Source organism: Bradyrhizobium sp. LB11.1 (genome assembly GCF_040549385.1).
In the GTDB taxonomy this organism is placed as follows: domain Bacteria; phylum Pseudomonadota; class Alphaproteobacteria; order Rhizobiales; family Xanthobacteraceae; genus Bradyrhizobium.
Map to the genome: position 1 here is coordinate 86,012 of NZ_JBEPTH010000016.1, position 25,542 is coordinate 111,553.

The 25,542-nt window shown below is 64.2% G+C and carries 26 protein-coding genes and 1 riboswitch; of the genes, 10 read left to right on the plus strand and 16 right to left on the minus strand.

Annotated features, from left to right (window positions below; all coding sequences use genetic code 11):
• Nucleotide 1 precedes the first annotated feature (1 nt).
• The 9 genes from ABIA96_RS30985 to ABIA96_RS31025 all read right to left on the minus strand — a co-directional run bounded on the left by ABIA96_RS30985 (nt 2) and on the right by ABIA96_RS31025 (nt 9,469).
• The gene (locus ABIA96_RS30985; protein WP_354140723.1) at nt 2–460 is read right to left on the minus strand and encodes an SRPBCC family protein; all 459 of its coding nucleotides are present in this window, start codon (nt 458–460) and stop codon (nt 2–4) included.
• 6 nt (nt 461–466) lie between these two features.
• A complete protein-coding gene (locus ABIA96_RS30990; RefSeq protein ID WP_354140724.1) occupies nt 467–1,306 on the minus strand; it encodes an XdhC family protein in 840 nt (279 codons plus the stop codon).
• A gap of 11 nt (nt 1,307–1,317) precedes the next feature.
• Nucleotides 1,318–2,526, minus strand: coding sequence for a vWA domain-containing protein (locus ABIA96_RS30995; protein WP_354140725.1), 1,209 nt, complete (start codon nt 2,524–2,526; stop codon nt 1,318–1,320).
• Nucleotides 2,523–3,389, minus strand: coding sequence for an AAA family ATPase (locus ABIA96_RS31000; protein ID WP_354140726.1), 867 nt, complete (start codon nt 3,387–3,389; stop codon nt 2,523–2,525). The genes ABIA96_RS30995 and ABIA96_RS31000 overlap by 4 nt, the downstream gene beginning before the upstream one ends.
• A 108-nt stretch (nt 3,390–3,497) precedes the next feature.
• Nucleotides 3,498–5,918, minus strand: a complete 2,421-nt coding sequence (locus ABIA96_RS31005) for an aerobic carbon-monoxide dehydrogenase large subunit (protein ID WP_354140727.1) — start codon at nt 5,916–5,918, stop codon at nt 3,498–3,500.
• A complete protein-coding gene (locus tag ABIA96_RS31010; RefSeq protein WP_354140728.1) occupies nt 5,915–6,415 on the minus strand; it encodes a (2Fe-2S)-binding protein in 501 nt (166 codons plus the stop codon). Before ABIA96_RS31010 ends, ABIA96_RS31005 begins: the two co-directional genes overlap by 4 nt.
• A 12-nt stretch (nt 6,416–6,427) precedes the next feature.
• Nucleotides 6,428–7,291, minus strand: a complete 864-nt coding sequence (locus tag ABIA96_RS31015) for an FAD binding domain-containing protein (protein WP_354140729.1) — start codon at nt 7,289–7,291, stop codon at nt 6,428–6,430.
• A gap of 191 nt (nt 7,292–7,482) precedes the next feature.
• On the minus strand, nt 7,483–8,685 hold the full coding sequence (locus ABIA96_RS31020) for an MHYT domain-containing protein (protein ID WP_354140767.1): 1,203 nt from the start codon (nt 8,683–8,685) through the stop codon (nt 7,483–7,485).
• Nucleotides 8,686–8,908: 223 nt separating this feature from the next.
• Entirely contained in the window at nt 8,909–9,469 is a 561-nt protein-coding gene (locus ABIA96_RS31025) for a 6,7-dimethyl-8-ribityllumazine synthase (protein WP_354140730.1), read from the minus strand.
• 74 nt (nt 9,470–9,543) lie between these two features.
• Nucleotides 9,544–9,718, minus strand: a riboswitch (FMN riboswitch).
• A gap of 411 nt (nt 9,719–10,129) precedes the next feature.
• Here ABIA96_RS31025 and ABIA96_RS31030 point away from each other — a divergent pair.
• Nucleotides 10,130–10,630, plus strand: coding sequence for a type III secretion system chaperone family protein (locus ABIA96_RS31030; RefSeq protein WP_354140731.1), 501 nt, complete (start codon nt 10,130–10,132; stop codon nt 10,628–10,630).
• Between the two features lie 186 nt (nt 10,631–10,816).
• Nucleotides 10,817–11,641 carry a pyrroline-5-carboxylate reductase gene (gene proC / locus ABIA96_RS31035; RefSeq protein WP_354140732.1) on the plus strand — a complete coding sequence of 275 codons (825 nt, stop codon included), beginning with the start codon at nt 10,817–10,819 and terminating at the stop codon, nt 11,639–11,641.
• A 110-nt stretch (nt 11,642–11,751) separates the two neighbouring features.
• Here proC and ABIA96_RS31040 read toward each other — a convergent pair whose 3' ends face one another.
• The 4 genes from ABIA96_RS31040 to ABIA96_RS31055 all read right to left on the minus strand — a co-directional run bounded on the left by ABIA96_RS31040 (nt 11,752) and on the right by ABIA96_RS31055 (nt 15,374).
• A complete protein-coding gene (locus ABIA96_RS31040) occupies nt 11,752–12,144 on the minus strand; it encodes a thioesterase family protein (RefSeq protein ID WP_354140733.1) in 393 nt (130 codons plus the stop codon).
• A gap of 69 nt (nt 12,145–12,213) precedes the next feature.
• Nucleotides 12,214–12,417 carry a tautomerase family protein gene (locus ABIA96_RS31045; RefSeq protein ID WP_008144861.1) on the minus strand — a complete coding sequence of 68 codons (204 nt, stop codon included), beginning with the start codon at nt 12,415–12,417 and terminating at the stop codon, nt 12,214–12,216.
• A gap of 117 nt (nt 12,418–12,534) precedes the next feature.
• Entirely contained in the window at nt 12,535–14,055 is a 1,521-nt protein-coding gene (hisS, locus tag ABIA96_RS31050) for a histidine--tRNA ligase (RefSeq protein WP_354140734.1), read from the minus strand.
• A gap of 236 nt (nt 14,056–14,291) precedes the next feature.
• Nucleotides 14,292–15,374, minus strand: coding sequence for a branched-chain amino acid aminotransferase (locus tag ABIA96_RS31055; RefSeq protein WP_354140735.1), 1,083 nt, complete (start codon nt 15,372–15,374; stop codon nt 14,292–14,294).
• A 335-nt stretch (nt 15,375–15,709) separates the two neighbouring features.
• On the opposite strand from ABIA96_RS31055, the gene ABIA96_RS31060 reads away from it, so the two are divergent.
• Genes ABIA96_RS31060 through ABIA96_RS31070 form a run of 3 tightly spaced genes read left to right on the plus strand, consistent with a single transcriptional unit; the run spans nt 15,710 to nt 18,387 of the window.
• Nucleotides 15,710–16,252: a MarR family winged helix-turn-helix transcriptional regulator gene (locus tag ABIA96_RS31060; protein WP_354140736.1), complete on the plus strand. Its 543-nt coding sequence runs from the start codon at nt 15,710–15,712 to the stop codon at nt 16,250–16,252.
• Nucleotides 16,249–16,980, plus strand: coding sequence for a response regulator (locus tag ABIA96_RS31065; protein ID WP_354140737.1), 732 nt, complete (start codon nt 16,249–16,251; stop codon nt 16,978–16,980). Before ABIA96_RS31060 ends, ABIA96_RS31065 begins: the two co-directional genes overlap by 4 nt.
• Before the next feature lie 18 nt (nt 16,981–16,998).
• On the plus strand, nt 16,999–18,387 hold the full coding sequence (locus tag ABIA96_RS31070) for an ATP-binding protein (protein WP_354140738.1): 1,389 nt from the start codon (nt 16,999–17,001) through the stop codon (nt 18,385–18,387).
• A gap of 177 nt (nt 18,388–18,564) precedes the next feature.
• Here the strand turns inward: ABIA96_RS31070 and ABIA96_RS31075 are convergent, their stop codons facing one another.
• Together ABIA96_RS31075 and ABIA96_RS31080 are read right to left on the minus strand one after the other, a co-directional pair.
• Nucleotides 18,565–19,095, minus strand: a complete 531-nt coding sequence (locus ABIA96_RS31075; protein WP_354140739.1) for a DUF3617 domain-containing protein — start codon at nt 19,093–19,095, stop codon at nt 18,565–18,567.
• Nucleotides 19,096–19,149: 54 nt separating this feature from the next.
• A complete protein-coding gene (locus ABIA96_RS31080; RefSeq protein ID WP_354140740.1) occupies nt 19,150–19,455 on the minus strand; it encodes a hypothetical protein in 306 nt (101 codons plus the stop codon).
• A 182-nt stretch (nt 19,456–19,637) separates the two neighbouring features.
• Between ABIA96_RS31080 and ABIA96_RS31085 the strand changes: the two genes are divergently transcribed.
• The 4 genes from ABIA96_RS31085 (at nt 19,638) to ABIA96_RS31100 (ending at nt 22,402) form a co-directional block, all read left to right on the plus strand.
• Nucleotides 19,638–20,102 carry a hypothetical protein gene (locus tag ABIA96_RS31085; protein ID WP_354140741.1) on the plus strand — a complete coding sequence of 155 codons (465 nt, stop codon included), beginning with the start codon at nt 19,638–19,640 and terminating at the stop codon, nt 20,100–20,102.
• A 119-nt stretch (nt 20,103–20,221) separates the two neighbouring features.
• The gene (locus ABIA96_RS31090; RefSeq protein WP_354140742.1) at nt 20,222–20,932 is read left to right on the plus strand and encodes a ribonuclease T2 family protein; all 711 of its coding nucleotides are present in this window, start codon (nt 20,222–20,224) and stop codon (nt 20,930–20,932) included.
• Nucleotides 20,933–21,054: 122 nt separating this feature from the next.
• Complete coding sequence (locus ABIA96_RS31095) at nt 21,055–21,927, plus strand: 23S rRNA (adenine(2030)-N(6))-methyltransferase RlmJ (RefSeq protein ID WP_354140743.1); 873 nt, start codon at nt 21,055–21,057, stop codon at nt 21,925–21,927.
• Between the two features lie 259 nt (nt 21,928–22,186).
• Nucleotides 22,187–22,402, plus strand: coding sequence for a cold-shock protein (locus tag ABIA96_RS31100; protein ID WP_200513008.1), 216 nt, complete (start codon nt 22,187–22,189; stop codon nt 22,400–22,402).
• Nucleotides 22,403–22,490: 88 nt separating this feature from the next.
• Here the strand turns inward: ABIA96_RS31100 and ABIA96_RS31105 are convergent, their stop codons facing one another.
• On the minus strand, nt 22,491–23,114 hold the full coding sequence (locus ABIA96_RS31105; RefSeq protein WP_354140744.1) for an outer membrane protein: 624 nt from the start codon (nt 23,112–23,114) through the stop codon (nt 22,491–22,493).
• A gap of 250 nt (nt 23,115–23,364) precedes the next feature.
• Here ABIA96_RS31105 and uvrC point away from each other — a divergent pair, with 250 nt between their 5' ends.
• Complete coding sequence (gene uvrC / locus ABIA96_RS31110; RefSeq protein ID WP_354140745.1) at nt 23,365–25,440, plus strand: excinuclease ABC subunit UvrC; 2,076 nt, start codon at nt 23,365–23,367, stop codon at nt 25,438–25,440.
• Nucleotides 25,441–25,542: the final 102 nt, after the last annotated feature.

Here is a 25,542-nt window from a genome sequence, read left to right on the forward strand (position 1 = left end):
TCTAACCCGCCTCGGCTTTCGCGCTCACCACATCGGCAAACGACTTGAAGAATTCGCCGGCAAGTTTCGTCGCGGTCGAGTTGATCAAACGCGCACCCAACTGCGCGAGCTTGCCGCCGATCTGCGCGTCGACCTCGTAATGCAGCACCGTGACATCGGCGCCCTCGGACTCCAGCCGCACGAGTGCGCTACCCTTCGCAAAACCGGCGACGCCACCGGAGCCTTCACCCGAGATGCGATAGCTGTTCGGCGGGTCGAAATCGGACAGCGTCACCTTGCCGCTGAACGTCGCCTTCACCGGGCCGACCTTGAAGACCACAGTGGCAGTCATCTCGTTCGGCGCGGTCACATCGAGCGACTGGCAGCCGGGGATGCACTGCTTCAGCACTGCGGGATCGTTCAGCGCCGCCCACACCTGTTCACGTGTGGCGGGGATGCGCTGGCTGTCGTTCATCTGCATGATCGGTTACTCTCTGCTTGCTGTTTGACTGGCGGCACGCTGGCCGCGGCGCCGTTCCCTGGTGATCTCCGCGAGGATAGACATCGCGATCTCTTCCGGCGTGATGGCGCCGAGATCGAGCCCGGCTGGCGCCTTGAAATCATCGATCGCCGCGGTGCTGGCACCTTCCGCGATCAGTTTTGCCCGGAGCGAGGCCATCTTGCGGCGGCTGCCGACGAAGGCGTGATACTCAGCCCTGGTCGCGACCGCCGCGCGCAGGGCTGCTTCGTCGCCCTTGCCTTGCGTCGCAACCACGACAAAACGTTTGGCGTCATTGAGCTCGCCGAGCTGGTAGCTGTCGATAATCGCATCGGCCTCCGGCTGCGCGGTGAGATCGGCGGCAGGCGCGGCGAGCGTGACGTGATAGCCGAGCACGCGCGCCTGTGCGGCGAGCGACAGCGCCACCGGGCTTGCGCCGAGAATGACCAGCGAGGGATGCGGCAGTACCGGCTCGACAAAAATGTCCATCGTGCCCTTGCTCGGGCACATGTTGCTGGCGAAGCGAATGCCGTCGCGGCTCTCGCCCGCGCTGACGCCGAGTTCGGCCAGCAAATTTTCCGGCTGCACCGACACCATGCGCGGCTCGCCGTCGGCGAGCGCCTCGCGCGCCGCCTTCAGCACCGCGCCCTTGGCGCAGCCGCCGCCGATCCAACCCGCGACGATGGTGCCGTCGGCCGCGATGATCGCCTTGGCGCCAGCCTTCGCCGCGGTCACCGACACCGTTCGCACCACCGTCGCGAGCACGAAGGCACGCTCGGCGGCCTTCATCTGCGCCACGAGATCCAGCACTTCGACATGAGCGGTCATCGCAACATCCCTCAGAGCCTGGCCAGATAGGGTTCGAGCGCGCGCAGGCTTTGCAGCGAATTCGCGGGCGCATAGAGATCGACATGCGGCAACGCTGCTTTGATGCCCCGCGCCTCCGGCGCGTAGCCGTCCCAGGCCATCATCGGGTTGAGCCAGACGATGCGGCGGCAGCGGCGATGTAGCGCCGCCATTTCGCGGCCGAGCAGCGCGGCATCGCCGGTCTCGTAACCATCGGACACGATCATCACGCAGCTGCGAGAATGGATGACGCGCGAAGCGTGCCAGCGGTTGAAGGTCTGCAGGCTCTCGCCGATCTTCGTGCCGCCGCCCGCGCCCTGCGCCATGATCGAAAGCCGGTCGAGCGCCCGCCCCGCATCTTTCTCCTTCATCGCATCGGAAACATGGGCGAGCCGCGTGTGAAACAGGAACGCCTCGGCCTCGCGAAACTGATCGAGCACGCCGTGGATGAAGCGCAGGAACACGGAGGTGTACATGCTCATCGAACCCGAGGCATCGAGCAGAACGACGAGCCGCAGCGGCTTGTCCTTGCGCTGGCGCTTCACGAGTGCGATCGGCACGCCGCCATGGCTGATGTTGCGATGGATGGTGCGGCGGAGATCGAGCCGATAGCCGCGGCGGCGCGCCAGATCACGCCGGGTCAGCCGCACACGCATCGATTTGGCGAGCTGTGCCGCGGCTTCATGGGCCTGTGCGACCTGATCGGGATCGCTGAGCTTTCGGAAATCGACTTCAGCAAGATTGTCCGCGCGCGAAGCGCCTTCCATGCGACCCTCGCCGGAACGGCCCTCCGGCGCATCATCGGACGACGGAAGCTGATCGGTGGCCAGTTGGTTGCCGCCTTGCTCCGCGGTTGTGTCCTGCAAGCTCTTCAGCGACGGATTGCTGGCGCCCGGCGCCGAACCAATGGTGCGGGAGCGAGAGCGCAGGCGCTTACCCAGCCAGAACGCATCGAAGAGCCCGTCGAATTTTTCCCAGTCGGATTTGCGTGCCGAAAACAGATGCTTGAACGCTGTGCGCAGCAGGCCGGGTCGCGCCGCATAGCCTGACGACATCAGCATTGCGGCATCCTGCCCTTCGGCGAGCCCCACGCGAAAGCCGGCATCGCGCAAGGTGCGCAGGAACGCGGCAAGCTTCGCGGAGACGAGGCGGGAGACCTCACTGAGATCGTCATATCCGGGGCTGGAACCGCAGCAGCTCATGCGACCTTCCCCAGCAGGCGTTGCGTCACCTCGGGTGTCACGCGGGCGCGGTCCTCGTGAGTCTTTAGCAGGCAGACCAGCGTCTCATGCACCATCTCGGGCGCGTCGTGGAGATCGCGCACGTCGAGACCGACGAGCGCCGCCGCCCAGTCAAGCGTCTCCGCGACTCCCGGGACTTTGCGCAGCTCCTCCCTGCGCACGCCTTCGACCATGCGCGCGATCTGGAGCGACAATGACGGGCTCGCACCCGCGACCCGCGCCAGGATGATCCGGGTCTCGCGGTCGACGTTGGGATAATCGACGTAATGATAGAGGCAGCGCCGGCGCAGCGCGTCTGACAGCTCGCGCGTTCCGTTCGAGGTCAGTACGACATGCGGGATGGTGATTGCGGAAATGGTGCCGAGCTCGGGGATCGAGACCTGGAAATCGGACAATAGCTCCAGCAGGAACGCCTCGAACTCGTCGTCGGCGCGGTCGATCTCGTCGATCAGCAGCACCGGCGCCTTCGGCCGGCGGATCGCCGCGAGCAACGGACGCTCCAGCAAATATTTCTCCGAGAAGACCTGGTCTTCGATGCTCTCAGCGCCGCGATGGGCCTGAATCGCCAACAACTGGCGCTGATAATTCCACTCGTAAAGTGCCGAGGACTGGTCGAGCCCCTCATAGCATTGCAGCCGGATCAGCTCGGTCGCATGCACTTTAGCGAGCGCCTTCGCCACCTCGGTCTTGCCGACACCCGCCTCGCCTTCCAGCAGCAGCGGACGCCGCAGCAATTGCATCAGCGAGATCGCGGTCGCGAGATCCGCATCGGCGATGTAGCCGGATGCGGCCAAAGCTTGCGCGATCTCGTCACGGCCTTTCATGCTTCCACCCTCTTCTCGTCATTGCGAGGAGCGAAGCGACGAAGCAATCCAGGCTGTTTCCGCGGTGGGATACTGGATTGCTTCGCTTCGCTCGCAATGACGGTCAGATCACGCCACCGCGCCCAGATCCTTCGCCGCCTTCCAGTTGCGCCAGAAATCATGCGGCATCTGGATGTGCTTCGACCCCAGAAACGAGAACGCGTCGTTGACGGCATTGGAGAAGGCCGGCACGCCGCCGACATTCGGGCTCTCGCCGACGCCCTTGGCGCCGATCGGGTGATGCGGCGACGGGGTGACGGTGAAGTCGGTCTCCCAATGAGGGGTCTCGACCGCGGTCGGCATGAAGAAGTCCATGAACGAGCCGGTGACGACGTTGCCGACCTCGTCGTAGCGGATCTCCTGGCCCATCGCGATAGCGAAGGCTTCGGTGAGGCCGCCATGAACCTGGCCCTCGATGATCATCGGATTGATGCGCGTGCCGCAATCGTCGAGCGCGTAGAAGCGCCGGACCTTGTACACGCCGGTATCGACATCGATTTCCATCACGCAGAGATAGGCGCCGAACGGATAAGTCATGTTGGGCGGGTCGTAGTAACTCACCGCCTCAAGCCCCGGCTCCATGCCCGGCGGCACCGAGTTGTACGCTGCCCAGCAAATATCCTTCATCGACATGAATTTTTCCGGCAAGCCTCGCACCCGGAAACCGTCAATGTCGAATTCGAGATCGTCCTCGTGGACCTCCAGCTTATAGGCCGCGATCATCTGCGCCTTGGCCTTGATCTTTCGCGCCGCCATGGCGATTGCGGCACCCGCCACCGGCGTGGAGCGCGAACCGTAGGTGCCGAGCCCGTAGGGCGCGGTGTCGGTGTTGCCCTCCTCGACCATGATGTTGTCGGCGGGAATGCCGATCTCGGTCGCGATGATCTGGGCCCAAGTGGTCTCGTGGCCCTGGCCCTGACTCTTGCTGCCCACGCGCGCGATGCCCGCTCCGGTCGGATGCATGCGGATCTCGCAAGAATCGAACATCGCGATGCCGAGGATGTCGCAGTTCTTCGACGGGCCCGCACCGACGATCTCGGTGAAGAAGGAGATGCCGAGGCCCATGATGTCGCGGGTCTCGCCGCGGGCGAACGCGGCCCGCTTCTCTGCCTGCTCCTTCCGGAGCGCGGCGTAGCCTGTCGTCTCCATCATCTTGCGCATGGCGGTGTGGTAGTCGCCGGAATCGTATTCCCAGCCCAGCGCCGAGTGATACGGAAACTGCTCCGGCTTGATGAAGTTCTTCAGCCGCAGCTCCGCCGGATCCATGTTGAGCTTCTGGGCCAGAATATCCATGGCCCGCTCGATGCAGTAGGCCGCCTCCGTGACGCGGAACGAGCAACGGTAGGCGACGCCGCCCGGGGCCTTGTTGGTGTAGACGCCATCGACGGCCAGATGCGCGGTCGGGAAGTCGTAGGAGCCGGTGACGATGTTGAAGAAGCCGGCCGGCCATTTCGACGGGTCGGCGCAGGCGTCGAACGCGCCGTGATCGGCGAGCACGTGGACGCGCAGGCCCGTGACCTTGCCGTCCTTGGTCGCAGCGATCTCGGTGGTCATGTGGTAATCGCGCGCGAATGAGGTCGCGGTGAGGTTCTCGATGCGGTCCTCGACCCATTTCACCGGCTTCCCGGTGACGATGGAGGCCACCGCCGCGCAGATATAGCCGGGATAGGCCCCAACCTTGTTGCCGAAGCCGCCGCCGATATCGGGCGCGATGACGTGGATCTTGTGCTCCGGCAGCTTTGCGATCAGCGCCACCACGGTGCGGATCACGTGCGGGGCCTGGAAGGTGCCGTAGATCGTCAGCTCGCCCTTGATCTTGTCGAAGGAGCAGACGCACTGGCAGGTCTCCAGCGGAGACGGGTGGGTGCGGTGGTAGGAGATCATCTCCTTGATCGTCACCTCAGCCTTGGTGAAGGCCGCGTCGGTCAGCTCCTTGTCGCCGACGGTCCACTCGAAAATGTGGTTGTCGTGCTTGCGCGGGCCATGCGCGCCGGACATCTTGCCGACGAGGTCTTCGCGCAGCACCGGAGCGTCCTTGTCCATCGATTTGAAGGGGTCCACCAGCGGCGGCAGCGCCTCGTATTCGACGATCACCTTGTTGATGCCGTCATCGGCCGCATAGCGGTCGGTGGCGACGACGAAGGCGACCTCCTGGTTCTGGAACAGCACCTTGCCGTCGGCCAAAACCATCTGCACGTCGCCGGCCAAGGTCGGCATCCAGGCGAGGTTGACGGTCTTCAGCGTCTCGGCAGTGATGACCGCGAGCACACCCGGAACCTTCAGCGCCTCGCTGTCGTCGATCTTCTTGACGCGCGCATGCGGGTGCGGTGAACGGACGAAATCGCCATGCAGCATGCCGGGCAGCTTGACGTCATCGACGTAATTGCCCCTGCCCTGGGTGAAGCGGATGTCCTCGACGCGCTTGCGCTTGCAGCCCATGCCTTCGAGTGCGGCGGTGCGTTGTTCCCGCGTGGGAGTGAGGTCATTCATTCTGCGGCCTCCTGAAATTCCACGCCATTGATCTTGGCGGCGGCGTATTGAATGGCTTTGACGATGTTCTGGTAACCGGTGCAGCGGCAGATGTTGCCGGAGATGCCCATGCGTATCTCGGGCTCGCTCGGGGAGGGATTTTCCTTCAGCAACCGATGCGCACGGACAATCATGCCGGGCGTACAGAAGCCGCATTGCAGACCGTGCATCATGCGAAAACCTTCCTGCAGCGCGGACAGCGTGCCGTCGGCATTGGCCATGCCTTCGACCGTGATGATGTCACTACCTTCCGCCTGCACTGCAAACATGGTGCAGGACTTCACCGACATGCCGTCGATATCGACGGCGCAGGCGCCGCAATGCGTGGTCTCGCAGCCGATGTGGGTGCCGGTCATCTGCAGATTCTCGCGGATGAAATGCACCAGCAGCGTACGCGGCTCGACGAGGCCTTCGACCTCGGCGCCGTTCACCTTCATGGTGACGTGTGTTTTGGCCATCGATCCCCTCCCTTACTTCGCGACGGAAGCGGCGCGCTGAAGCGCCCGCGCCACCATGATGCCGCCGACGTGTTTGCGGTATTCGACCGGCCCGCGCGCATCCGCCGCCGGCGCCATGATCGCCGAGGCCGCTGCAGCCGCTTTCTTCAACGTGGCGGCATCGAGGCTCGTGCCGATCACGGCTTTCGCAGCGTCAGCGGCGAGTAGCGGCGTCTCATGGACATTGGTGAGACCAATCGAGCAGCTCGCGACCTTGCCGCTGGACATGCTCAGCACGACGGCGGCTGCCGCGGTCGCGTAGTCGCCAACCTTGCGCTTGAGTTTTTCGTAGGCGTAGCCGTGGCCCGCCGCCGGCACAGGGACCGAGACGGAGGTGAGGATCTCGCCGGGCTCGAGCGCTGTGAAATAGGCACCCTGGTAGAAGTCCGCCGCCGGAACGTCACGGGCGCCGCCAGCGCCTTCGAGGCGGTAGGTCGCCCCCAGCGTCATCATCAGCGCCGGCATGTCGTTGCCGGGATCGCCATTGGCGACATTGCCGCCGATTGTGCCGCAATAGCGCACTTGCGGGTCGGCGATCAGCAGGGCCGCCTCATGCAGGATCGGCATCGCCTTCGCGACCTCGTCGGAGGCCAGCAGTTCGTGCTGGGTGGTCATCGCACCGATGACGAGATTGTTGCCGTTGCGGCTGATGCCCTTCAGGGCGGCGATGCCGTGCAAATCGATCAGATGGGCGGGGGTGGCGAGCCGGAGCTTCATCATCGGCACCAGGCTGTGCCCGCCGGCCAGTGGCCGCGCGTCCTCGCCGAGATCGACCAAGAGTTTGACGGCATCGGCGACACTCGCCGGCCGGTGATAGCTGAATGAGCCTGGGATCATCATCTCCTCCTCGTCGTCCTTTGCGCGTGACGGCGCGGACGTTGGTGGGGACGGTCACTCCCGGCGGGGCCAGCCGCAATCATTCGGGCACGGAACAGCGAATTTCGCACGAAGTACGGCGAGGAACGCACGAATTGCGTCAGGGGTGGGGACCCTTCACCTCGCCCCGCTTGCGGGGGAGCGAGAGACCGTTACGCCTGCCGCCTGTTCACCAGCCCTAGCCGGGCCTTCACCTCGGCGATCTTGGCCCGGCTCACCGGGACCCGGTGCGGCGATGGGCCGTCGAGCTCGAGCACGGCACCGTCGCCCTCTTTCCGGACCAAGGCGACATGGGGGATGGCGACGATATGGCTGCGGTGGACCCGCAGGAACAGTGAGGGATCGAGCTGCGCCTCGGCCTCCGAGATCGACCATGGGCACATCCGCTCCCGGGTGCCGTCATGGACGCGGGTGTAATGCGCATCGGCGCGAACGCTGCGGACATTGGCCGTCTCAATAAAGTGCGTGCCGTCGGCACTCTCGACCGGCAGCCGGGGAGCCGGCGCACGGGGCGGCTGGCCGAGTCCGCCGAGCGGCGCCATCGGCCGCGGAGGTGCGGCGAGTGCGGCAATCGGTTCGGCGACGGCCGGAGCGACCGGCGGGGCAACCGGATCGGCGGCAACGACGGCCGCGATCTGCCGGCGTTGATCGGGGACGAGCGACAGCAGGAAGCCGGCCGCGATCACGAAGCACAGCACGGCCACGATGATCGAGAGGATTTGCTGCGACGCGGCAAGGCCGCCGCCGGCATGGTGATGCGCCGCGCCGGTCAGCGGCTCGAAATGCATGCCGAGCATCGCGGTGTAGTGCATGCCGGAGACGGCAATGCCGAAAACAATGGAGCTGACGATCAGCCGAACGCCTTCCTGCTGCGCCAGGAAGGCGCGCAGGCCGCCATAGGCCGTGACGATTGCCACGACGACCGACAGGAGAACCATGATCGGGTCGTGCACGATGCCGAACGGGCCAGCCAGCCCATGAATTCCGACATAATGCATGCTGGCGATGCCGACGCCGAGCAGCACGGCCGACGACGCCACTCGCTTCAAGCTGGGCTCGCCGATCGAGACAAAGAAAAGCGAGATGCCGACCACCAGCGCGCAGATCAGGAACGAGATGATGGTAGGGAGCACCAGATAGACTGTGTCCGGCGGCAGCGGTGCAGCCAGCATTCCGACGAAATGCATGGTCCAGATGCCGATGGCGAGAAACGCCGCGGCGCCCGCGAGCAGCATGCGGTTACTGACGCCGGGCGTGTTGCGGATGCGAGCAGCAAGCGCAAAGCCGGTATAGCCACCCAGACTCGCGATCGCCACGGAGAGCGCGACGAGATAGGGATCGTGTCCTTCGAACATGATCTTGTCAGCCGCCCGTCTCCACGGCACGGCCTCCTCCCGCAGCCGACTTTATAGGGACGGCGGCGGGATTGACAATCAGCGGCGTGTGAAGAGCCCAAAGAGCCTCATGGTGAGGAGGCGCGCAAGCGCCGTCTCGAACCATGTAGGCCCCACTGTGGCCTTCGTCCTTCGAGACGCGCTACGCGCTCCTCAGGATGAGGAGCGCGAGTTTTTGCGGCCTCTACACAATTCCCGCCGCAACCTGGCCGCGCAGGCGCTCAAGGCCGTGTAATGTCTCCGCGCAGGCTGCCGCGACCTCGACGCCCTTGATCGCAAAGTGCCTGCGGAAGAAATCATAGTGCACTTCGGTCTCGTGGAACTGCTGCGGCGTCAGCACTGCGGAGAACACCGGCACCTCGGTGCGGAGCTGCACGTCCATCAGCGCCTTGATCACGGTGTCGGCGACGAACTCGTGCCGATAGATGCCACCGTCAACGACCAGGCCCGCCGCGACGATCGCGGTGTAGCGCCGCGTTTTGGCGAGGACCTGTGCGTGCAATGGGATTTCGAACGAACCCGGCACCTCGAACACGTCGACATGGGTGAGGTGGCGCGCCTCGGCCTCCTTCACAAAGGCGATGCGGGCTTCCTCGACCACGTCACGGTGCCAGCAGGCCTGCACGAAGGCCACCCGCTGCGGTTTTGCAAAGCGCGGATGCTCGATCGCCGGCGGATCAACTGGAACCGGCGGCTGGGTTGTCTGGGACGTTTCGGTTTGGGGATCTTGCATCATCTGATTCATGGCTTTCCTTCAAAGGACCAGAATCAGGGCATACGGAACGACAAACAGCCGCATCTTGCGATGCGTCTGCCACCGACCGTTCTCTTTCATCCGGACTTTAACCGTCGGCTTCGGAGTTGCACCGAATCTGCTGACCCTTCCCTTTGGAGAAAATCCTTTTCAGGAAACCCCTTGGGGAAGGCGCTCGCGGGCTTAGGCCTTTCGGCCCTTACCGCCGGTGGGGACTTTCACCCCGCCCTGAGAACATCGGCCGTCCGGAATGAACGGCCTGAGGCGAAATATGACGCCGGTCCGGGGCCGCAGCAAGCGTGTTCCGCAGCAAAAAACGCATGGTCCTATGCTGCTATGGCCGTGCAGCCCTCGGGAGGCGGAATTAACGATTGAGCCGAAGCGGCTCGATCCGATTCCGATTTGTTCTCAAATTAATAATTGTGTCGGAGATGAGCTGTGGACGAACGAGTCCTGGCTTGTGGACGGACTCCGGACCCCGTTGCGCAGATTCCGCAAATCACATCAGTTGATCCGCGACAAGCCCGCGCTGGTCCGAGGGATCGCTAAATCGACTCCGAGGAGATTGCCCTTAACGACGTTAAGGAAGCGCGCGCCGGACCAAGCGCGTGCGTATCAAAGACAAACAAAAAGGCAAGAGGTCGAGACGGCATGTCCCTGCTCGAAGGCACTATCGATTCCAAAAGCCATCCGCTCGCGGTGGTCGAGGATATCGCTGCCAGCAACAACTGGCCGTTTGAACGCTCCGGCGAAGACGAACTCACGATTGTCTCGAAGGGACAATGGACCGACTACCAGATCTCCTTCACCTGGATGGGTGAGATCGAGGCGCTGCATCTCGCCTGCGCTTTCGACATGAAGATTCCGGTCGCACGGCGGCCGGAGGTGCAGCGACTGGTTGCCGCGGTCAACGAGCAGCTGTGGGTCGGGCACTTCGACCTGTGGTCCAACACCGGCATGATCATGCACCGCCAGGCGCTGGTGCTGCCGGGCGGGCTGACAGCCTCGACCGCGCAATGCGAAGCCATGCTCGCCGGCGCCATCCACGCCTGCGAACGCTACTTCCCCGCGTTCCAGTTCGTGGTGTGGGCGGGCAAGACCACCGCGCAGGCGATGGACGCGGCAATGTTCGATACGGTGGGCGAGGCTTAAGTCTCGCCTGAAGATAGTGAGGGAGCCACACCTCCCTCCCACCGTCGTCCCGGCGAACGCCGGGACCCATACCTCTTGATTTACATTGTGGCACGCGGCTTGTTGCCACCACCTTCATCCACTAGAACGCCTGAGGTTATGGGTCCCCGCTTTCGCGGGGACGACAGCGAACGTATGGCAACAGCGATGGCGAACAACACTCTCCAAAACATCACCGGCACCATCCTTCTCGCCGGCGCCGGCAAGATGGGCGGCGCGATGCTGACCGGTTGGCTGGCGGGCGGGCTCGATCCGCGCCGCGTCGCGGTGGTCGATCCTTTCATCTCGCCCGAAATCACCGCACTGGCCGCCAAGGGTGTCACGCTCAATCCCGACGTGAAGGCGGCGGGACACGTCGAGACGATGGTCGTCGCGGTGAAGCCGCAGATGTTCCGCGAGGCCGGCGCCAAACTGAAGTCGTACGTGTCCGACAAGACATCCGTGGTCTCGATCATGGCTGGAACCACGATCGCATCGATCGAGGAAGTCTGCGGCGGCGCCGTGGTGCGCGCGATGCCGAACACACCGGCTGCGATCGGCCGCGGCATCACCGTGGCGGTCGCGGCGAAGAATGTCAGCGCCGCACAGCGCGCGGTGGCCGACGCGCTGCTGCGCGCCACCGGCTCGGTCGAATGGGTCGAGGATGAAAGCCTGATGGATGCGGTGACCGCCGTGTCCGGCTCCGGACCCGCTTATGTGTTCCTGCTCGCCGAAGAGCTCGCCCGCGCCGGCGTGGACGCAGGCCTGCCTGAAGCGCTGGCGGCGAAGCTCGCACGCGAAACGGTCGCAGGCTCGGGCGAACTGCTGCACCAGTCGGAGCTTCCCTCCAGCACGTTGCGGCAGAACGTGACTTCGCCCGGCGGCACCACCGCCGCGGCGCTGAGCGTGCTGATGAGCGAGCCCGGCTTGCGCGATCTCATGATCCGCGCGATTGCGGCGGCGACGAAGCGGTCGAAGGAATTGGCGAAGTAAGCAGGTGCCGTAGGGTGGGCAAAGCGAAGCGTGCCCACCAACTTCATCGCAATTCAAGAAAGATGGTGGGCACGGCGCTTCGCGCCTTTGCCCACCCTACGAGATCCGGGCTACGCGCCCAACCGCTTGTTGAACATCTCGACATTGACGAGCCCGCGCGCATGGCGGCCTTCGCCGAGCTTGCGCGTGCCTTCGAATGCCTCGACCTCGAAGCGGATCACCCGACGTTCGACCGCGACCACTTTCGCGGTGGTGCGCACCGTCGCGCCGACGAGCGCTGCCGCGAGATGGCGGATGTCGACCTCGGTGCCGACGGTGACCCAGCCGGGCTGAAGCGCGGCGCGGATCGCATCGCCCGACGTCATCTCCATTTCCAGGATCATCATCGGCGTTGCATAGACCATCGGCATGCCGGGCACGAAATGCCCGACCGTGCGCTCGGCCGGCACCACCAGCGTGCGCTCGGCGCTCATGCCGATTGTGATGAAGTCGCGTGCGTCCATGGGGCTTGCTCAGTGTCGTCCCGGACAAGCGAGGCGCAGATCCGGGACCCATTGGCGCTACAGCGCTGCCTACTTCTTCGCAGCCGCGGCGCGCTCCACAAAGGTCTTGCCGCCCTTCATCTTGTGGCGGAGCGGGGCTTCGTTGATCTGGATGACGACGGCATCGGCATCGACGCCGAGGTTCTTCACCAGCGCCTGCGTGATGTCGCGCATCATGCCGGCCTTCTGCTCATCGGTGCGGCCTTCGGCCATGCTGACGGTGATCTCAGGCATTGTCGTCTCCCCTGGCTTTCGTGATGACCGGGCACACCCCGGTCTTTCATGGTGGTGCGCATCAAACAGGACGACGATGCCCGGGACAAGCCCGGGCGTGATGGCCTGCCGGAATGGCTATCCCCACTTTACGTCATGGCGCGCCAGGACCTCGCGCACCCTGGCGACGAGATCGGCTTCGCTGCATGAGAACTGCGCCGGACGCGTCTCGCGCCATTCCTGGTTGGATGCGATCGCGGCGGCGGCCTTGGCGCCTTCGACCAGGTCCTTGATCTGCAGTTCGCCGCGCGCCTTTTCATCCGAGCCCTGGATGATCACGCAAGGGCTGTTGCGACGGTCGGCATATTTGAGCTGGTTGCCCATGTTCTTGGGATTGCCGAGGTAGAGCTCGGCGCGGATGCCGGCGGTGCGCAAGGACGCCACCATCTTCTGATAGTCGGCGACGCGGTCGCGGTCGAACACGGTGACCACGACGGGACCGACTTCGGGCCGCGTGTCGAGCTTGCCGAGCAGCGTCAGCGCGGCCTGGAGCCGCGACACGCCGATCGAGAAGCCCGTCGCCGGCACGGGCTCGCCGCGGAAGCGCGAGACGAGGCCGTCATAGCGTCCACCGCCGCCGACCGAGCCGAAGCGCACGGGACGGCCTTTCTCGTCCTTGGTGTCGAGCAGCAGTTCGACCTCGTAGACCGGACCGGTGTAATATTCGAGGCCGCGCACGACGGATGGATCGATCTTGATGCGGTCGGCACCGTAACCCGACGCCGTGACGAGCTTAGCGATCTCCTCCAGCTCGCTCACGCCGGCCTGACCAATTTCGCTCTTGGCGAGATAGGTTTCTGCCGCGGCAATGGCCTCTTTCCAATCGTCGCGCGGTTTGGTGATGGCGAGAACGACGTCAGCCTCCGCAGCGCTCAGATTGGCGCCTCTGGTGAAGTCGCCCTTGCCTTCTTCACCGCCATCCCATCGTCCGGGACCAAGCAGCCTGCGCACTTCGTCGGCGGAAAACTTGTCGAGTTTGTCGATCGCGCGCAGCACAGTCAGCCTGCGTGCCGCGTTCTCCTCACCCGCGAGACCGATGGCCTCCAACACGCCGTCGAGCACTTTTCGATTGTTCACCTTCACCACGTACTGGCCGCGCGCAACGCCCAGCGCTTCCATCGTGTCGGCGGCCATCATGCAGATCTCGGCATCCGCCGCCGGCGTCGCCGAACCAACCGTGTCGGCATCGAACTGCATGAACTGACGGAAGCGGCCGGGGCCGGGCTTCTCGTTGCGGAAGACGTAACCGACGCGATAGCTGCGATAGGGCAGAACCAGCCCGTCGGTCCCGTAGCGCTCGCCGACATAGCGCGCGAGCGGCGCGGTCAGATCGTAGCGCAAGCTGATCCACTGCTCGTCGTCGTCCTGGAACGAGAACACACCTTCGTTCGGGCGGTCCTGGTCGGGCAGGAATTTGCCGAGCGCGTCGGTGTATTCCATCGCCGGCGTCTCCACCGGCTCGAACCCGTAGAGCTCGTAGACGGCGCGGATTTTCTCGACCATCTCGCGCGTCGCCCGGATCGCGGCGGGATCGCGATCCTCGAGCCCACGCGGCAGGCGCGCCTTCAGTTTCTGGGGTTTTTTGGGTTTTTCGGCCATGGGCTGGTTGGTATCAGCGCATGCTCCGGGCGGCAAGCGCCGGTGCTTCCTAACCTCTCCCCGCCCTTCTGCGGGGAGAGGTCGAAATCCGCGATTGCGAATTTCGGGTGAGGGGCATGGCGCGCTACCCGTCGCGAATTCGGAACCTGCGGATCGAAGAGCCCCTCACCCCACCCTCTCCCCGCAAGTGCGGGGCGAGGGAGTGAGAGAGCATACGCACCTCACACGAGGGCCAATCAAAACACCTTGCGGATCCAGCTGTGCGGATCGTTGGTGCGGCCGTACTGGATGTCGACGAGCTGCTTGCGCAGGCCCATGGCGACGGGACCGGCGGCGCCGCCGCTGATCTCGAAGTCGCCGCTCACCGAGCGCACCTTGCCGATCGGCGAGATCACGGCCGCAGTACCGCAGGCGAAGGCTTCCTTGAGCTTTCCGCTGGCCGCATCCTTGCGCCACTGGTCGAGCGAATACGGCTCCTCGCGCACGGTCTTGCCGGCGTCCTTGGCCAGCGCGATGATGGAGTCGCGGGTGATGCCGGGCAGGATGGTGCCGAGCGGCGGCGTCGAGAGCGAGCCGTCCTCGAACACGAAGAACACGTTCATGCCGCCGAGCTCCTCGACGTAGCGGCGCTCGACCGCATCGAGGAAGACGACCTGATCGCAGCCGTGCTGCATCGCTTCGGCCTGTGCGCGCAGGCTCGCCGCGTAATTGCCGCCGCACTTGACGGCGCCGGTGCCGCCGACGGCAGCGCGCGTGTAATTCTCGGACACCCAGATCGAGACCGGCGCGGGACCGCCCTTGAAATAGGAGCCGACGGGCGAAGCGATCACCGCGAAGATGTATTCCGACGACGGCTTGACGCCGAGGAAGGTCTCGCTCGCGATCATGAAGGGGCGCAGATAGAGGCTGCCCTCGCCGCCCGGCATCCAGGCGCGATCGATGCGCACGACCTGCTCGACCGCCTCGATGAAGACGTCTTCGGGGATCTGCGCCATCGCCATGCGGTCGGCGGAGTCCTTGAAGCGCCGCGCGTTGGCGTCGGGGCGGAACAGGTTCACGCCGCCATCGTCGCGCTTGTAGGCCTTGAGGCCTTCAAAAATTTCCTGGGCGTAGTGCAGAACCGCGCCGGCCGGATCGAGCTGGAAGCTCGCGCGCGCCTCGATGCGCGCCTCGTACCAGCCGCCCTTGGCCTGGTTGTAGCGGACCACCGCCATGTGGTCGGTGAAGACCCGTCCAAAGCCGGGGTCCACCAACTTGGCGACCCGGTCCTTCTCGGAGGTCGGATTGGGTGCGGGCTGGATTTCGAATTTCATGCTCATGTCCTTGGCCTCCCGCTGCCGATGGCGGCGCTGTTCTGGCGCCCGCCTGCCCTGTTGGGCCCGGCTGGCTTGATGTGGTTTCTGGCCGAACCACCGCCAGCCTTGTTACGGCCGGTTTCCGTGGCCAGCATGTCCTCCGAGGACATGCTTTTGCGGAAGGCGGAAGTCCAGTATGTTTTGCCGAAATGCCGCTCGACAATCGCACGGTAGTGCTTCGGCCATCGCCGCCTGTTCGGCAGGCTCCGGCCGCTCTTAGAAATGCCACCCGACGCGAAACGATCTAAAATTTCGTGCGGGCCGATCGTTTTGTAACATTGGACCCAAGATACGTCAATATGCCTGACATAAATTTCGCGACTCCCCCTCAAGACGCTGCCGAGCCACGGCCGGCAGCAGGCGATGGAGGCAATTTGCGCTGGGATATCATCGAGCTGCTGTTCTTCGCCTATCGCGATTTCGTCGGCGATCCTGACCAGGAGCTGGAGGCTTTCGGCTTCGGCCGCGCTCATCACCGGGTCATGCACTTCGTTTATCGCTATCCCGGACTGAAGGTCGCAGACCTCCTCGACGTGCTCCGGATTACCAAGCAATCACTCGGCCGGGTGCTCAAACAGCTGCTGGACGAGGACTATATCGTGCAGAAGACCGGCGACAATGACCGCCGCCAGCGTCTGCTCTATGCGACGCCGAAGGGCGAGGCGCTGGTGCAGAAGCTCGCCGGCCTTCAGACCACACGGATCACAAAGGCGCTTGCCGAGATGGCGCCGCAGGATGCCGAGACCGTCAAACGCTTCCTGCGCGCGATGATCGACCGCGAGGATCCGGACAAGGTGCTGGAGACGATCTTCGCCACCGTCCATCAAGACTCAAAGGAGTGACCGTGCCGCTCGCTGCCACGCTCGCCCGCCCGCCGGCGCAACCGGCCGACGACGCCCCACATTTGCTGCTGGTCGACGACGATCGCCGCATCCGCGATCTCTTGTCGCGCTTCCTCGCGGCCGAAGGCTATCGCGTCACCACCGCCGCAAGCGCCGGCGACGCGCGCTCAAAACTGCTGGGCCTGCATTTCGATCTTTTGATCCTCGACGTCATGATGCCCGGCGAGACCGGGTTCGATCTCGCCCGCTTCATCCGGACATCCTCCTCGGTGCCGATCGTGATGCTGACGGCGCGCCATGAAGCCGAAGCCCGCATCGAGGGCTTGCAAATCGGCGCCGACGATTACGTGGCAAAGCCGTTCGAGCCGCGCGAGTTGGCGCTGCGCATCAACAACATCCTCAAGCGCGCGGCACCGCCGGTCCAGGCCGCGGCGGTGGAGAAGATCGCGTTCGGTCCTTACGTCTACCATCTCGATCGCGGTGAATTGCGCCAGGGCGAGGAGGTCATCCACTTGACCGACCGCGAGCGCGAGATGCTGCGGATTCTCTCGGAGACGCCCGGCGACACCGTGCCGCGCAGCGCGCTGACCGGCAATGGCAGCGTCAATGAGCGCGCCGTCGACGTGCAGATCAACCGCCTGCGGCGCAAGATCGAGACCGACCCCGCCAATCCGCTATTCCTTCAGGCGGTGCGCGGCATCGGCTACCGGCTGGTAGCCTCGCCATAGAAGTATGAAGCACGACCGATGAGCACGATCGATACCGGCCTGACGCTACTCAAGAGCGCCGCCGGGCGCGTCTCCGCCGCCAATGGCTGGATGGGCAACGCGTTCAAGGGCTGGATGCCGACCGGCCTCTATGCGCGCGCGCTCCTCATCATGATCGTGCCGATGGTGATCCTGCAATCGGTGGTCGCCTTCGTGTTCATGGAGCGGCACTGGAACACGGTGACGCGCAGATTGTCGGCCGCGGTGGTGCAGGACATCGCCGCGCTGATCGACGTCTACAAGGGCTATCCGCAGGACAAGGATCGCGACCAGATCCGCCGCATCGCCCAGCAGCGCCTCGGCCTCGTCGTCGACTTCCTGCCGGCCGGCGACATGCCGCCGCCGGGACCAAAACCGTTCTTCTCGCTGCTCGACCAGACGCTGTCGGTGCAGCTCGGCCGCCAGATCGGCCGCTCCTTCTGGATCGACACCGTGGGCCGCTCCAACCTCGTCGAGATCCGCATCCAGCTCGACGATGCCGTAATGCGCGTGTTCGCGCAGCGCAGTGCCGCCTATGCCTCGAACTCGGAGATCTTCCTGTTCTGGATGGTCGGCACATCGTCAATCTTGCTGATCGTGTCCGTGCTATTCCTGCGCAACCAGATCAAGCCGATCCTGCGGCTTGCGGACGCCGCCGAAAGTTTCGGCAAGGGCCGCGAAGCGCCGAATTTCAGGCCACGCGGCGCGCGCGAGGTGCGGCGCGCGGCGGGCGCCTTCCTCGAGATGAAGTCGCGCATCGAACGCGCAATGGAGCAGCGCACCGCGATGCTGGCCGGCGTCAGCCACGATCTGCGCACCATCCTGACCCGCTTCAAGCTCGAACTGGCGCTGATCGGCGACAGCCCCGAGATGGAGGGCATGCGCAAGGACGTCGACGAGATGTCGATGATGCTGGAGGATTACCTTGCGTTCGCCCGCGGCGATTCCGGCGAGCAGTCGCAGCCGACCGACATGGCGCAGGCGCTCGAGGAGCTGCGCAGCGATGCCGAGCGCCACGGCCACATTGCGACCGTGACCTTCGGTGGTCTGCCGGTGGTGACGGTGAAGCCGGCCTCGTTCAAGCGGTGCCTCGCCAACCTCGTCACCAATGCCGCACGCTATGGCCAGGCCATCGCCATCTCCGGCCAGCGCGATCACCGTTATCTCACCGTCACGGTCGATGACGACGGGCCCGGAATTCCCGCGCATCTGCGCGAGGAAGTGTTCAAGCCGTTCCTGCGGCTCGACAACGCCCGCAACCAGGACGAAGGCGGCACGGGCTTGGGCCTTGCCATCGCCCGCGACATCGCCCGCTCGCATGGCGGCGACATTACGCTGGGCGACAGCCCGATGGGCGGATTAAGGGCGAGCGTGCGGATACCGGTGTAGCTGCTCGTACCTTACCTCGCCCCGCTTGCGGGGAGAGGTCGAATTCGATCGCAGATCGAATTCGGGTGAGGGGGTACAGGTCCCTCGACGATCGCGCGTGTCGAGAGAGCCCCTCACCCCACCTCTCTCCCCGTAAGAACGGGGCGAGGGAGCGCACCGGCCGCGCGGCGTCCCCGCCTACTTCGGCAGCAGCGCCTTCAACTTGTCGACGTCGCGTACGTTCATCTTGAAACCGCCGGGCATCACGATGTCGCCGGGCTTCTGGTCGGACTTGCAGGCCCCCATCCACTTCGCTTCGAGCGTCATGGTGGTGTCGCGCCCCGCGGTGCCGGCCGCGCCGCCTTGCGCGTGCGACGACGTCTTCACCGTATAGGCCGAATTGAAATCGCCGGTGATCTCGGCATGCGAGGTCGTGGACATGCCGGCGACGTTGCACTCGGAATCGCTGACATAGCCGGTCGACGTCTTCTTGATGTCCTGCTTGGAGCAGACCTGCTTGGCCATCGGCGAGATGTTGTTGTTCATCTCCTTGTCGACGGCCTCGTCGGTGCAGTGCTGCATGGTCATTTCCGGCATCGCCGAGCCGGTCCTGACCATCTTCATTTCCCACAGGCCGGCCTTGCGAACCGGCAGATCGTCGGCGAAGGCGCCACTCGCCGACAACATGAAGCAAACAGCAGATCCGAGCAGAGCAAGCTTGCGCGTCATGCGAGAGACTCCGGCTGAGATGTCGTGGCGTGACCTTTGGCGTTCCGAAACGCCTCAGTAGAGCGTGCGGATCGGCCGATCGGCGGCGCCATAGGGCACCCAGCGGCAGGCAAACGAGATGTAACCGCCTTCATAGGCCTGCACCGCGAGGAATTTCACCACCTTGCCGTAGCGCGCGCAGTGATCGACCGCGACCTGGCGCGCATCGGTCTGCGTTGCCATCGAATAGGCGATGATGCCGCCGGTGTCGTTGCCCTTGAAGGGCGGCACCGGAAGGATGTCGGCGCGTGCCGACTGGCTCGCCATCATCCCCGAGACAACCAGGCCGGCAAGAAAGCCCGCGGCCGCAATGATTCGCATTCCCGTCACTCCGATTGATTGGGGGCAGTTTACGGTGCCGGCGCGGCGGTGGAAAGAACGGAAGGGCTGTAAACTGCGGCGTTGTGATCAACTCGTGGCCAAGTGTTGCCGCGCTGCACTTGACCTCCCCCGTCCTTCGCGGCACCGTCCGACCCTCACAGATCATGCTGTCTGGATTGCCCATGCGCGCCTCGACCTCCCGGAAATCGCTTCGTTTTGCCGCCGTTCTCGGCCTCATGTTCGCAGCGCTGTCGGTCGGCGAGGCCAGGGCTGCCAATCCGCTGGAGCTGAATTTCTGGCTGAGCGGACCGCGCTATGACGGCAATGTCGCCGATTGCGACAAGGCACTGCCGACGATCGCGAGCCAGTTCTGGGAGAAGGAAAGCTCGTTCTGGAATTCGTCGTTGAAGATCACGGGCTTCGCGGCCGTTCACGAGACGGCATTCCGGCCCTGGGCATCCGACAATATTCCGCGCCGCTACTGCACCGGCGAGGCCATGCTCACTGACGGCAAGGTGCGCAAGGTGCACTTTTCGATCATCGAGGATGGCGGCTTCGCCGGCTACGGCCAGGGGGTCGAATGGTGCGTGGTCGGGCTCGACCGCGATTGGGCCTACAATCCAGCCTGCCGCGCCGCCAAGCAGTAGTTCGAGGAGCCCCGATTCGGGCCAATCACGCGGCCGATCGACGATCACCTGAAATTTGTTCTTGAAATGTTCTTGTTGCTTGCTAGACTGACTGCACAGTCTAGTTGAGGGGCGTCGCCATGTTTGATTTTAGATTGCATTCCTTCCGTCTCGTGATCTCGCTGACCCTCCCCCTGATTCTTGCCGCCGGGCTGATCTCGCTGGCCGGCGGCGCGAAGGCGCAGGACAAACGGCAGAATGCTCCCGGCGAATTCGACTTCTATGTACTGTCGCTGTCGTGGTCGCCGTCTTTCTGCGAGGAAGCGGCAGAGCGGGGCCGCGGTGGCGGGCGCTCGAATATCCAGTGCGAGGGACGGCCCTATTCCTTCGTGGTGCACGGGTTGTGGCCGCAATACGAGAATGGCTTTCCGGAATACTGCCAGCGGCCGTCGCCGCGGCTGAACCGCAACATCGTCTCATCGATGCTCGATCTGATGCCGGCGCCGGGCCTGATTTTCAATGAATGGGATAAGCACGGCACCTGCTCCGGGCTGACCGATCGCAATTATTTCGAGACGATCCGCAAGGCGCGCTCCGCGATCAAGATTCCGGCCGAATATCTCGACCTGTCTCAGGCCAAGACCGTGGCGCCGGACGAGGTGGAGGAAGCCTTCATCAAGGCCAATCCCGGTTTAAGCAACGCAGCTATCTCGGTCACCTGCAACCGGACCAGGCTCTCCGAAGTCCGGATCTGCCTCAGCAAGGACCTCCAATTCCGCGCCTGCGAGGAGATCGACCGCCGCGCCTGCCGTCGTGACCAGCTGACGATGCCGCCGGTCAGGGGTGGTTAGTTCCCGTCATTGCCAGCGCAGCCAAGCAATCCAGACTGCCTCCGCGGTAAGATTCTGGATTGCTTCGCTGCGCTGGCAATGACAAGGGGTTGGGATCACCTGGAACAACGTGGTCCTATCTCATGAACTACCGCCACGCCTTTCACGCCGGCAACTTCGCCGATGTCATCAAGCACATCGTGCTAGCACGCATCCTGATCTATTTGCAGGACAAGCCGGCTGCCTTCCGCGTCATCGACACCCATGCGGGCGCTGGCCTCTATGATCTCGACAGCGACGAAGCGCGCCGCAGTGGCGAGTGGCTGACCGGGATTGCACGGCTGCTGCAGGCGCGCTTCTCGAACGAAACCATCGCGCTGACAAAACCCTATCTCGACATCGTCCGCGCCTTCAATCCGAAGGGCGAGCTCAAGACCTATCCCGGCTCGCCGCTGATCGCGCGCGGCCTGATGCGGCCACAGGACCGGCTCGTGGCCTGCGAACTCGATTCGAAGGCGCGCAAGGCACTGATCGACGTGTTGCGGCGCGACGAACAGGCCCGCGTGGTCGATCTCGACGGTTGGACTGCGCTGCCGGCGTTCGTGCCGCCGAAGGAGCGGCGCGGGCTCGTGCTGATCGACCCGCCGTTCGAGGCGAAAGACGAGTTCGAAAGACTGGGCGAAGCCTTCTCCACCGCGTTCGCGAAATGGCCGACCGGTATCTATGTAATCTGGTACCCGGCCAAGAGTCGGCGCGCGACCGACACGCTGGCGCAACTGGTGGCGCGGACCGCAGCCGCAGCAAAGACTCCGGGAAAATGTCTGCGGCTCGAATTCAGCGTTGCACCGCAGCTTGATGGCGCGGCACTGACCTCGACCGGACTGCTGATCGTCAATCCGCCCTACACGCTGCAAGGCGAGCTCAAGACGATCCTGCCTGAGCTCGAAATGCCGCTCGGTCAGGGCGGCGCTGCCAGATTCCGATTAGAGGTACCTAAGCCCTTTAGAGGTACCTAGGCCCTAAGCCGCCGCCATTCTTGGGAAAAATATGCAGTAGCCGTAGGCAATCTGCAAAGAACCGTATTATGCTATTTGCGTGACTGGCTTTACGTTCCGCTTCCGCGAATGGTTGCGGCGGAGTGAAGGCCTAACAAAGATCCAGTCGGACCGAAGGGTCTGCCCAAGGATGGCCAGCTCTCCCGGGCTTCGTGATGCCCGGTCATGTCGCGACGCGCGTCTGCGTTGCGACGGAGGAGCAATGAGGGGGAGTTTCCCGATGGCCAATACGGGAACGGTTAAGTTTTTCAACGGCGAGCGCGGCTACGGATTTATCAAGCCGGACGACGGCGGTCGCGATGTCTTCGTTCACATCACCGCTGTTGAGCGGGCGGGACTGAAGGATCTTGCCGAAGGACAGCGTATCACGTTCGAAGTCGAACCGGACAAGAAGGGGAAGGGGCCGAAGGCGGTCAATTTAGTGATCGTCTCCTAGCGGACCTGACTCAAAAAAACCTGGTGCAAAAAAAATCCCGGCCGCAAGCGGCCGGGAGGTTGTAGTCCGGTATTTTCTTATTTGGCTATCAGAAGTGATAGTTCACGCCTGCGCGAACAACGCTGGCGCTATAGTCGTTTGATACGCCTGTAATTGCGAACTGGCTCGACGACAGATCGATGTAGAGATATTCGAGCTTCGCGCTCCAGTTCGGAGCGAAGCCGACCTCCGCGCCAACGCCGGCGGTCCAGCCGGCCGTGGTGTGCGATTCCGTCCAGCCGAAGGTCTGCGCGCGCAGCTCGCCGAACGCGAGGCCCGCGGTGCCGTAGACCAGCACGTTGCTGAAGGAATAGCCGGCGCGGCCGCGCAGCGTCCCGAACCAGGGATTGGAGAACTTCCACGGTGCGAAAGTGTCGTCGGCGCCTGCTGCCTGGATGTCGCCCTCGACACCGAATACCCACGGGCCGTTCTGGAAATTGTAGCCGGCCTGCACGCCGCCGACGAATCCGGACGGCTTCACGGACGTGTTGCTCACCGAGCCCCATTCATAGCCGAGATTGGCGCCGAGATAAGGGCCTGCCCAGCTATAGCCATTGAGCGGCTGATTGACCGTATAGGGCGCACGCTGCCCGTAACTGAGATCGGCGGCCCCTGCCGAAGCCGTCCAGCCGGCTGTAACCAACGCGGCTGCGCCCACAACGAGCCTCTTCATCACACACTCCAACGCAACTGCCGCAACCGGGTGCGATGCCCGCGCCGCCGCGCAAGGCCAGATCGCATGGTTACGGAACCACCACTTTTCGCGTAAGATTTATCGAGAGTTTTAAGTTAAAGGGCTGTTAAGACCCGTTACCGCGCTGTTAACAGACTTAAGGAAGCGTTACCGGGAGCTGCGCCGCCATCCTGTGCGTGCGGCACGGCCGGAACTTCAAATCAGCTCCCCCAGCGCTTAAATTCGCTCCATGGTTCACGATTCCACCGACAATCCGGACGACGCACGCGCGCGCAAATCGCAGCAAGCCGCGACCGCCGATGCCCCGCCCCAAGAGATATCGCCTGAGACGGCGCCGCCCGACCTCGATCCGGCCACCACAGGCGGCGACGACGAGGACGACGCGCGGCTGCCGGATATTCTGGAAGAGAGCGGCGCGATCGGCGAAGTGCCGCTGGCGACCGGTCACGAGGCGATTGAGCGCGCGGTTCGGCTCGCGCCGACCTCGCCCGGCGTCTATCGCATGCTGAGTGCGAATGCCGATGTGCTCTATGTCGGCAAGGCCAAGAACGTCAAAAAGCGCCTGTCCAACTACGCGCGCCAGAGCGCGCCGCTGCCGGCCCGCATCCTGCGCATGATCGCGGCAACAGTGACCGTGGAGATCGTCTCGACCAACACCGAGACCGAGGCGCTGCTGCTGGAAGCCAACTTTATCAAGCAGCTGCGGCCACGCTTCAACGTGCAGCTCCGCGACGACAAATCGTTTCCCTACATCCTGATCACCGGGGACCATTGGGCGCCGCAGATTCTCAAGCATCGCGGCGCGCAGACCCGGCCCGGACGCTATTTCGGCCCGTTCGCCTCCGCGGGCGCCGTCAACCGCACCATCACGGCCTTGCAGCGCGCGTTCCTGATCCGCTCCTGCACGGATTCCTTCTTCGAGAGCCGCTCTCGGCCCTGCCTGCTGTACCAGATCCGACGCTGCGCCGGCCCCTGCACCCGCGAGATCGACTTCCCCGGCTATACGACGCTGGTGCGCGAGGCGACCGACTTCCTGTCCGGCAAGAGCCAGGCGGTGAAGCAGGAGCTCGCGGGTGAGATGGAGAAGGCGTCCGGCGAGCTCGAATTCGAGAGTGCGGCGCTCTATCGCGACCGCCTCGCCGCGCTCTCGGCGATCCAGTCGCAGCAGGGCATCAATCCGCGCACTGTGGAAGAAGCAGACGTCTTCGCCATCCACCAGGAGGGCGGCTTCTCCTGCGTCGAAGTGTTCTTCTTCCGCACCGGACAGAACTGGGGCAACCGCGCCTATTTCCCGCGCGCGGAGAAGACCTATACGCCGGAGGAAGTGCTGGGCTCTTTCCTGGCCCAGTTCTACGACGACAAGCCGCCGCCGAAAGTCATCCTGCTCTCGCACGAGATCGAGGAGAGCGAGCTGCTCGCCAACGCGCTGTCGATCAAGGCCGGCCACAAGATCGAGGTCACCACGCCGAAACGCGGCGAGAAGAAGGAGCTTGTCGCCCACGCGTTGACCAACGCCCGCGAGGCGCTGGGCCGCAAGCTCGCGGATACTGCCACGCAGAGCCGCCTGCTCGACGCCATGGCCACGACACTGAGCCTGCCGCATCCGCCCAAGCGCATCGAGGTCTACGACAACAGCCACATCCAGGGCACCAATGCGGTCGGCGCCATGATCGTCGCCGGCCCGGATGGGTTCGTCAAAAACCAGTACCGCAAGTTCAACATCAAGTCCGAAGGGCTCACGCCGGGCGACGATTACGGCATGATGCGCGAGGTGCTGGAGCGCCGCTTCAAGCGCCTCATCAACCCGCCCGAAGATGCTGCGAGCAAGGCCAAGGACGACGATTTCCCGCAATGGCCCGACCTTGTCATCATCGACGGCGGCCGCGGCCAGCTCAACGCGGTCCGGGAAATCTTCACCAATCTCGGCCTGACCCAGGTGTCGCTGATGTCGGTCGCCAAGGGGCCGGACCGGGACGCCGGCCGCGAGACCCTGTTCATGCCAGAGCGCGAGGCGATCAAGCTTGAGCCCCGCGACCCCGTGCTCTACTTCATCCAGCGCCTGCGGGACGAGGCCCACCGCTTCGTCATCGGGTCGCACCGCAAGCTGCGCAAGAAGGACATTCGCGAGGCCGGCTTGCAGGAGATTCCGGGCATCGGCCCGTCGCGCAAACGTGCCTTGCTGCACCATTTCGGAACCCTGAAGGAGATCGAACGCGCCTCGATCGCCGATCTCGGCAAGGTTCCTGGGGTAAGCGCCGAAAGCGCCCGCAGGATATTCGACTATTTCCATCCCCAGCCGGGGTGAACTAAAGGGCCCAAGGGGAAGCTAAAGTCATATGGTCGTCGCATCCCGCACCCCAATTGGGGACGGACGGTTGACCTTCAGGCTTGAGCGGTATTGGTAGGA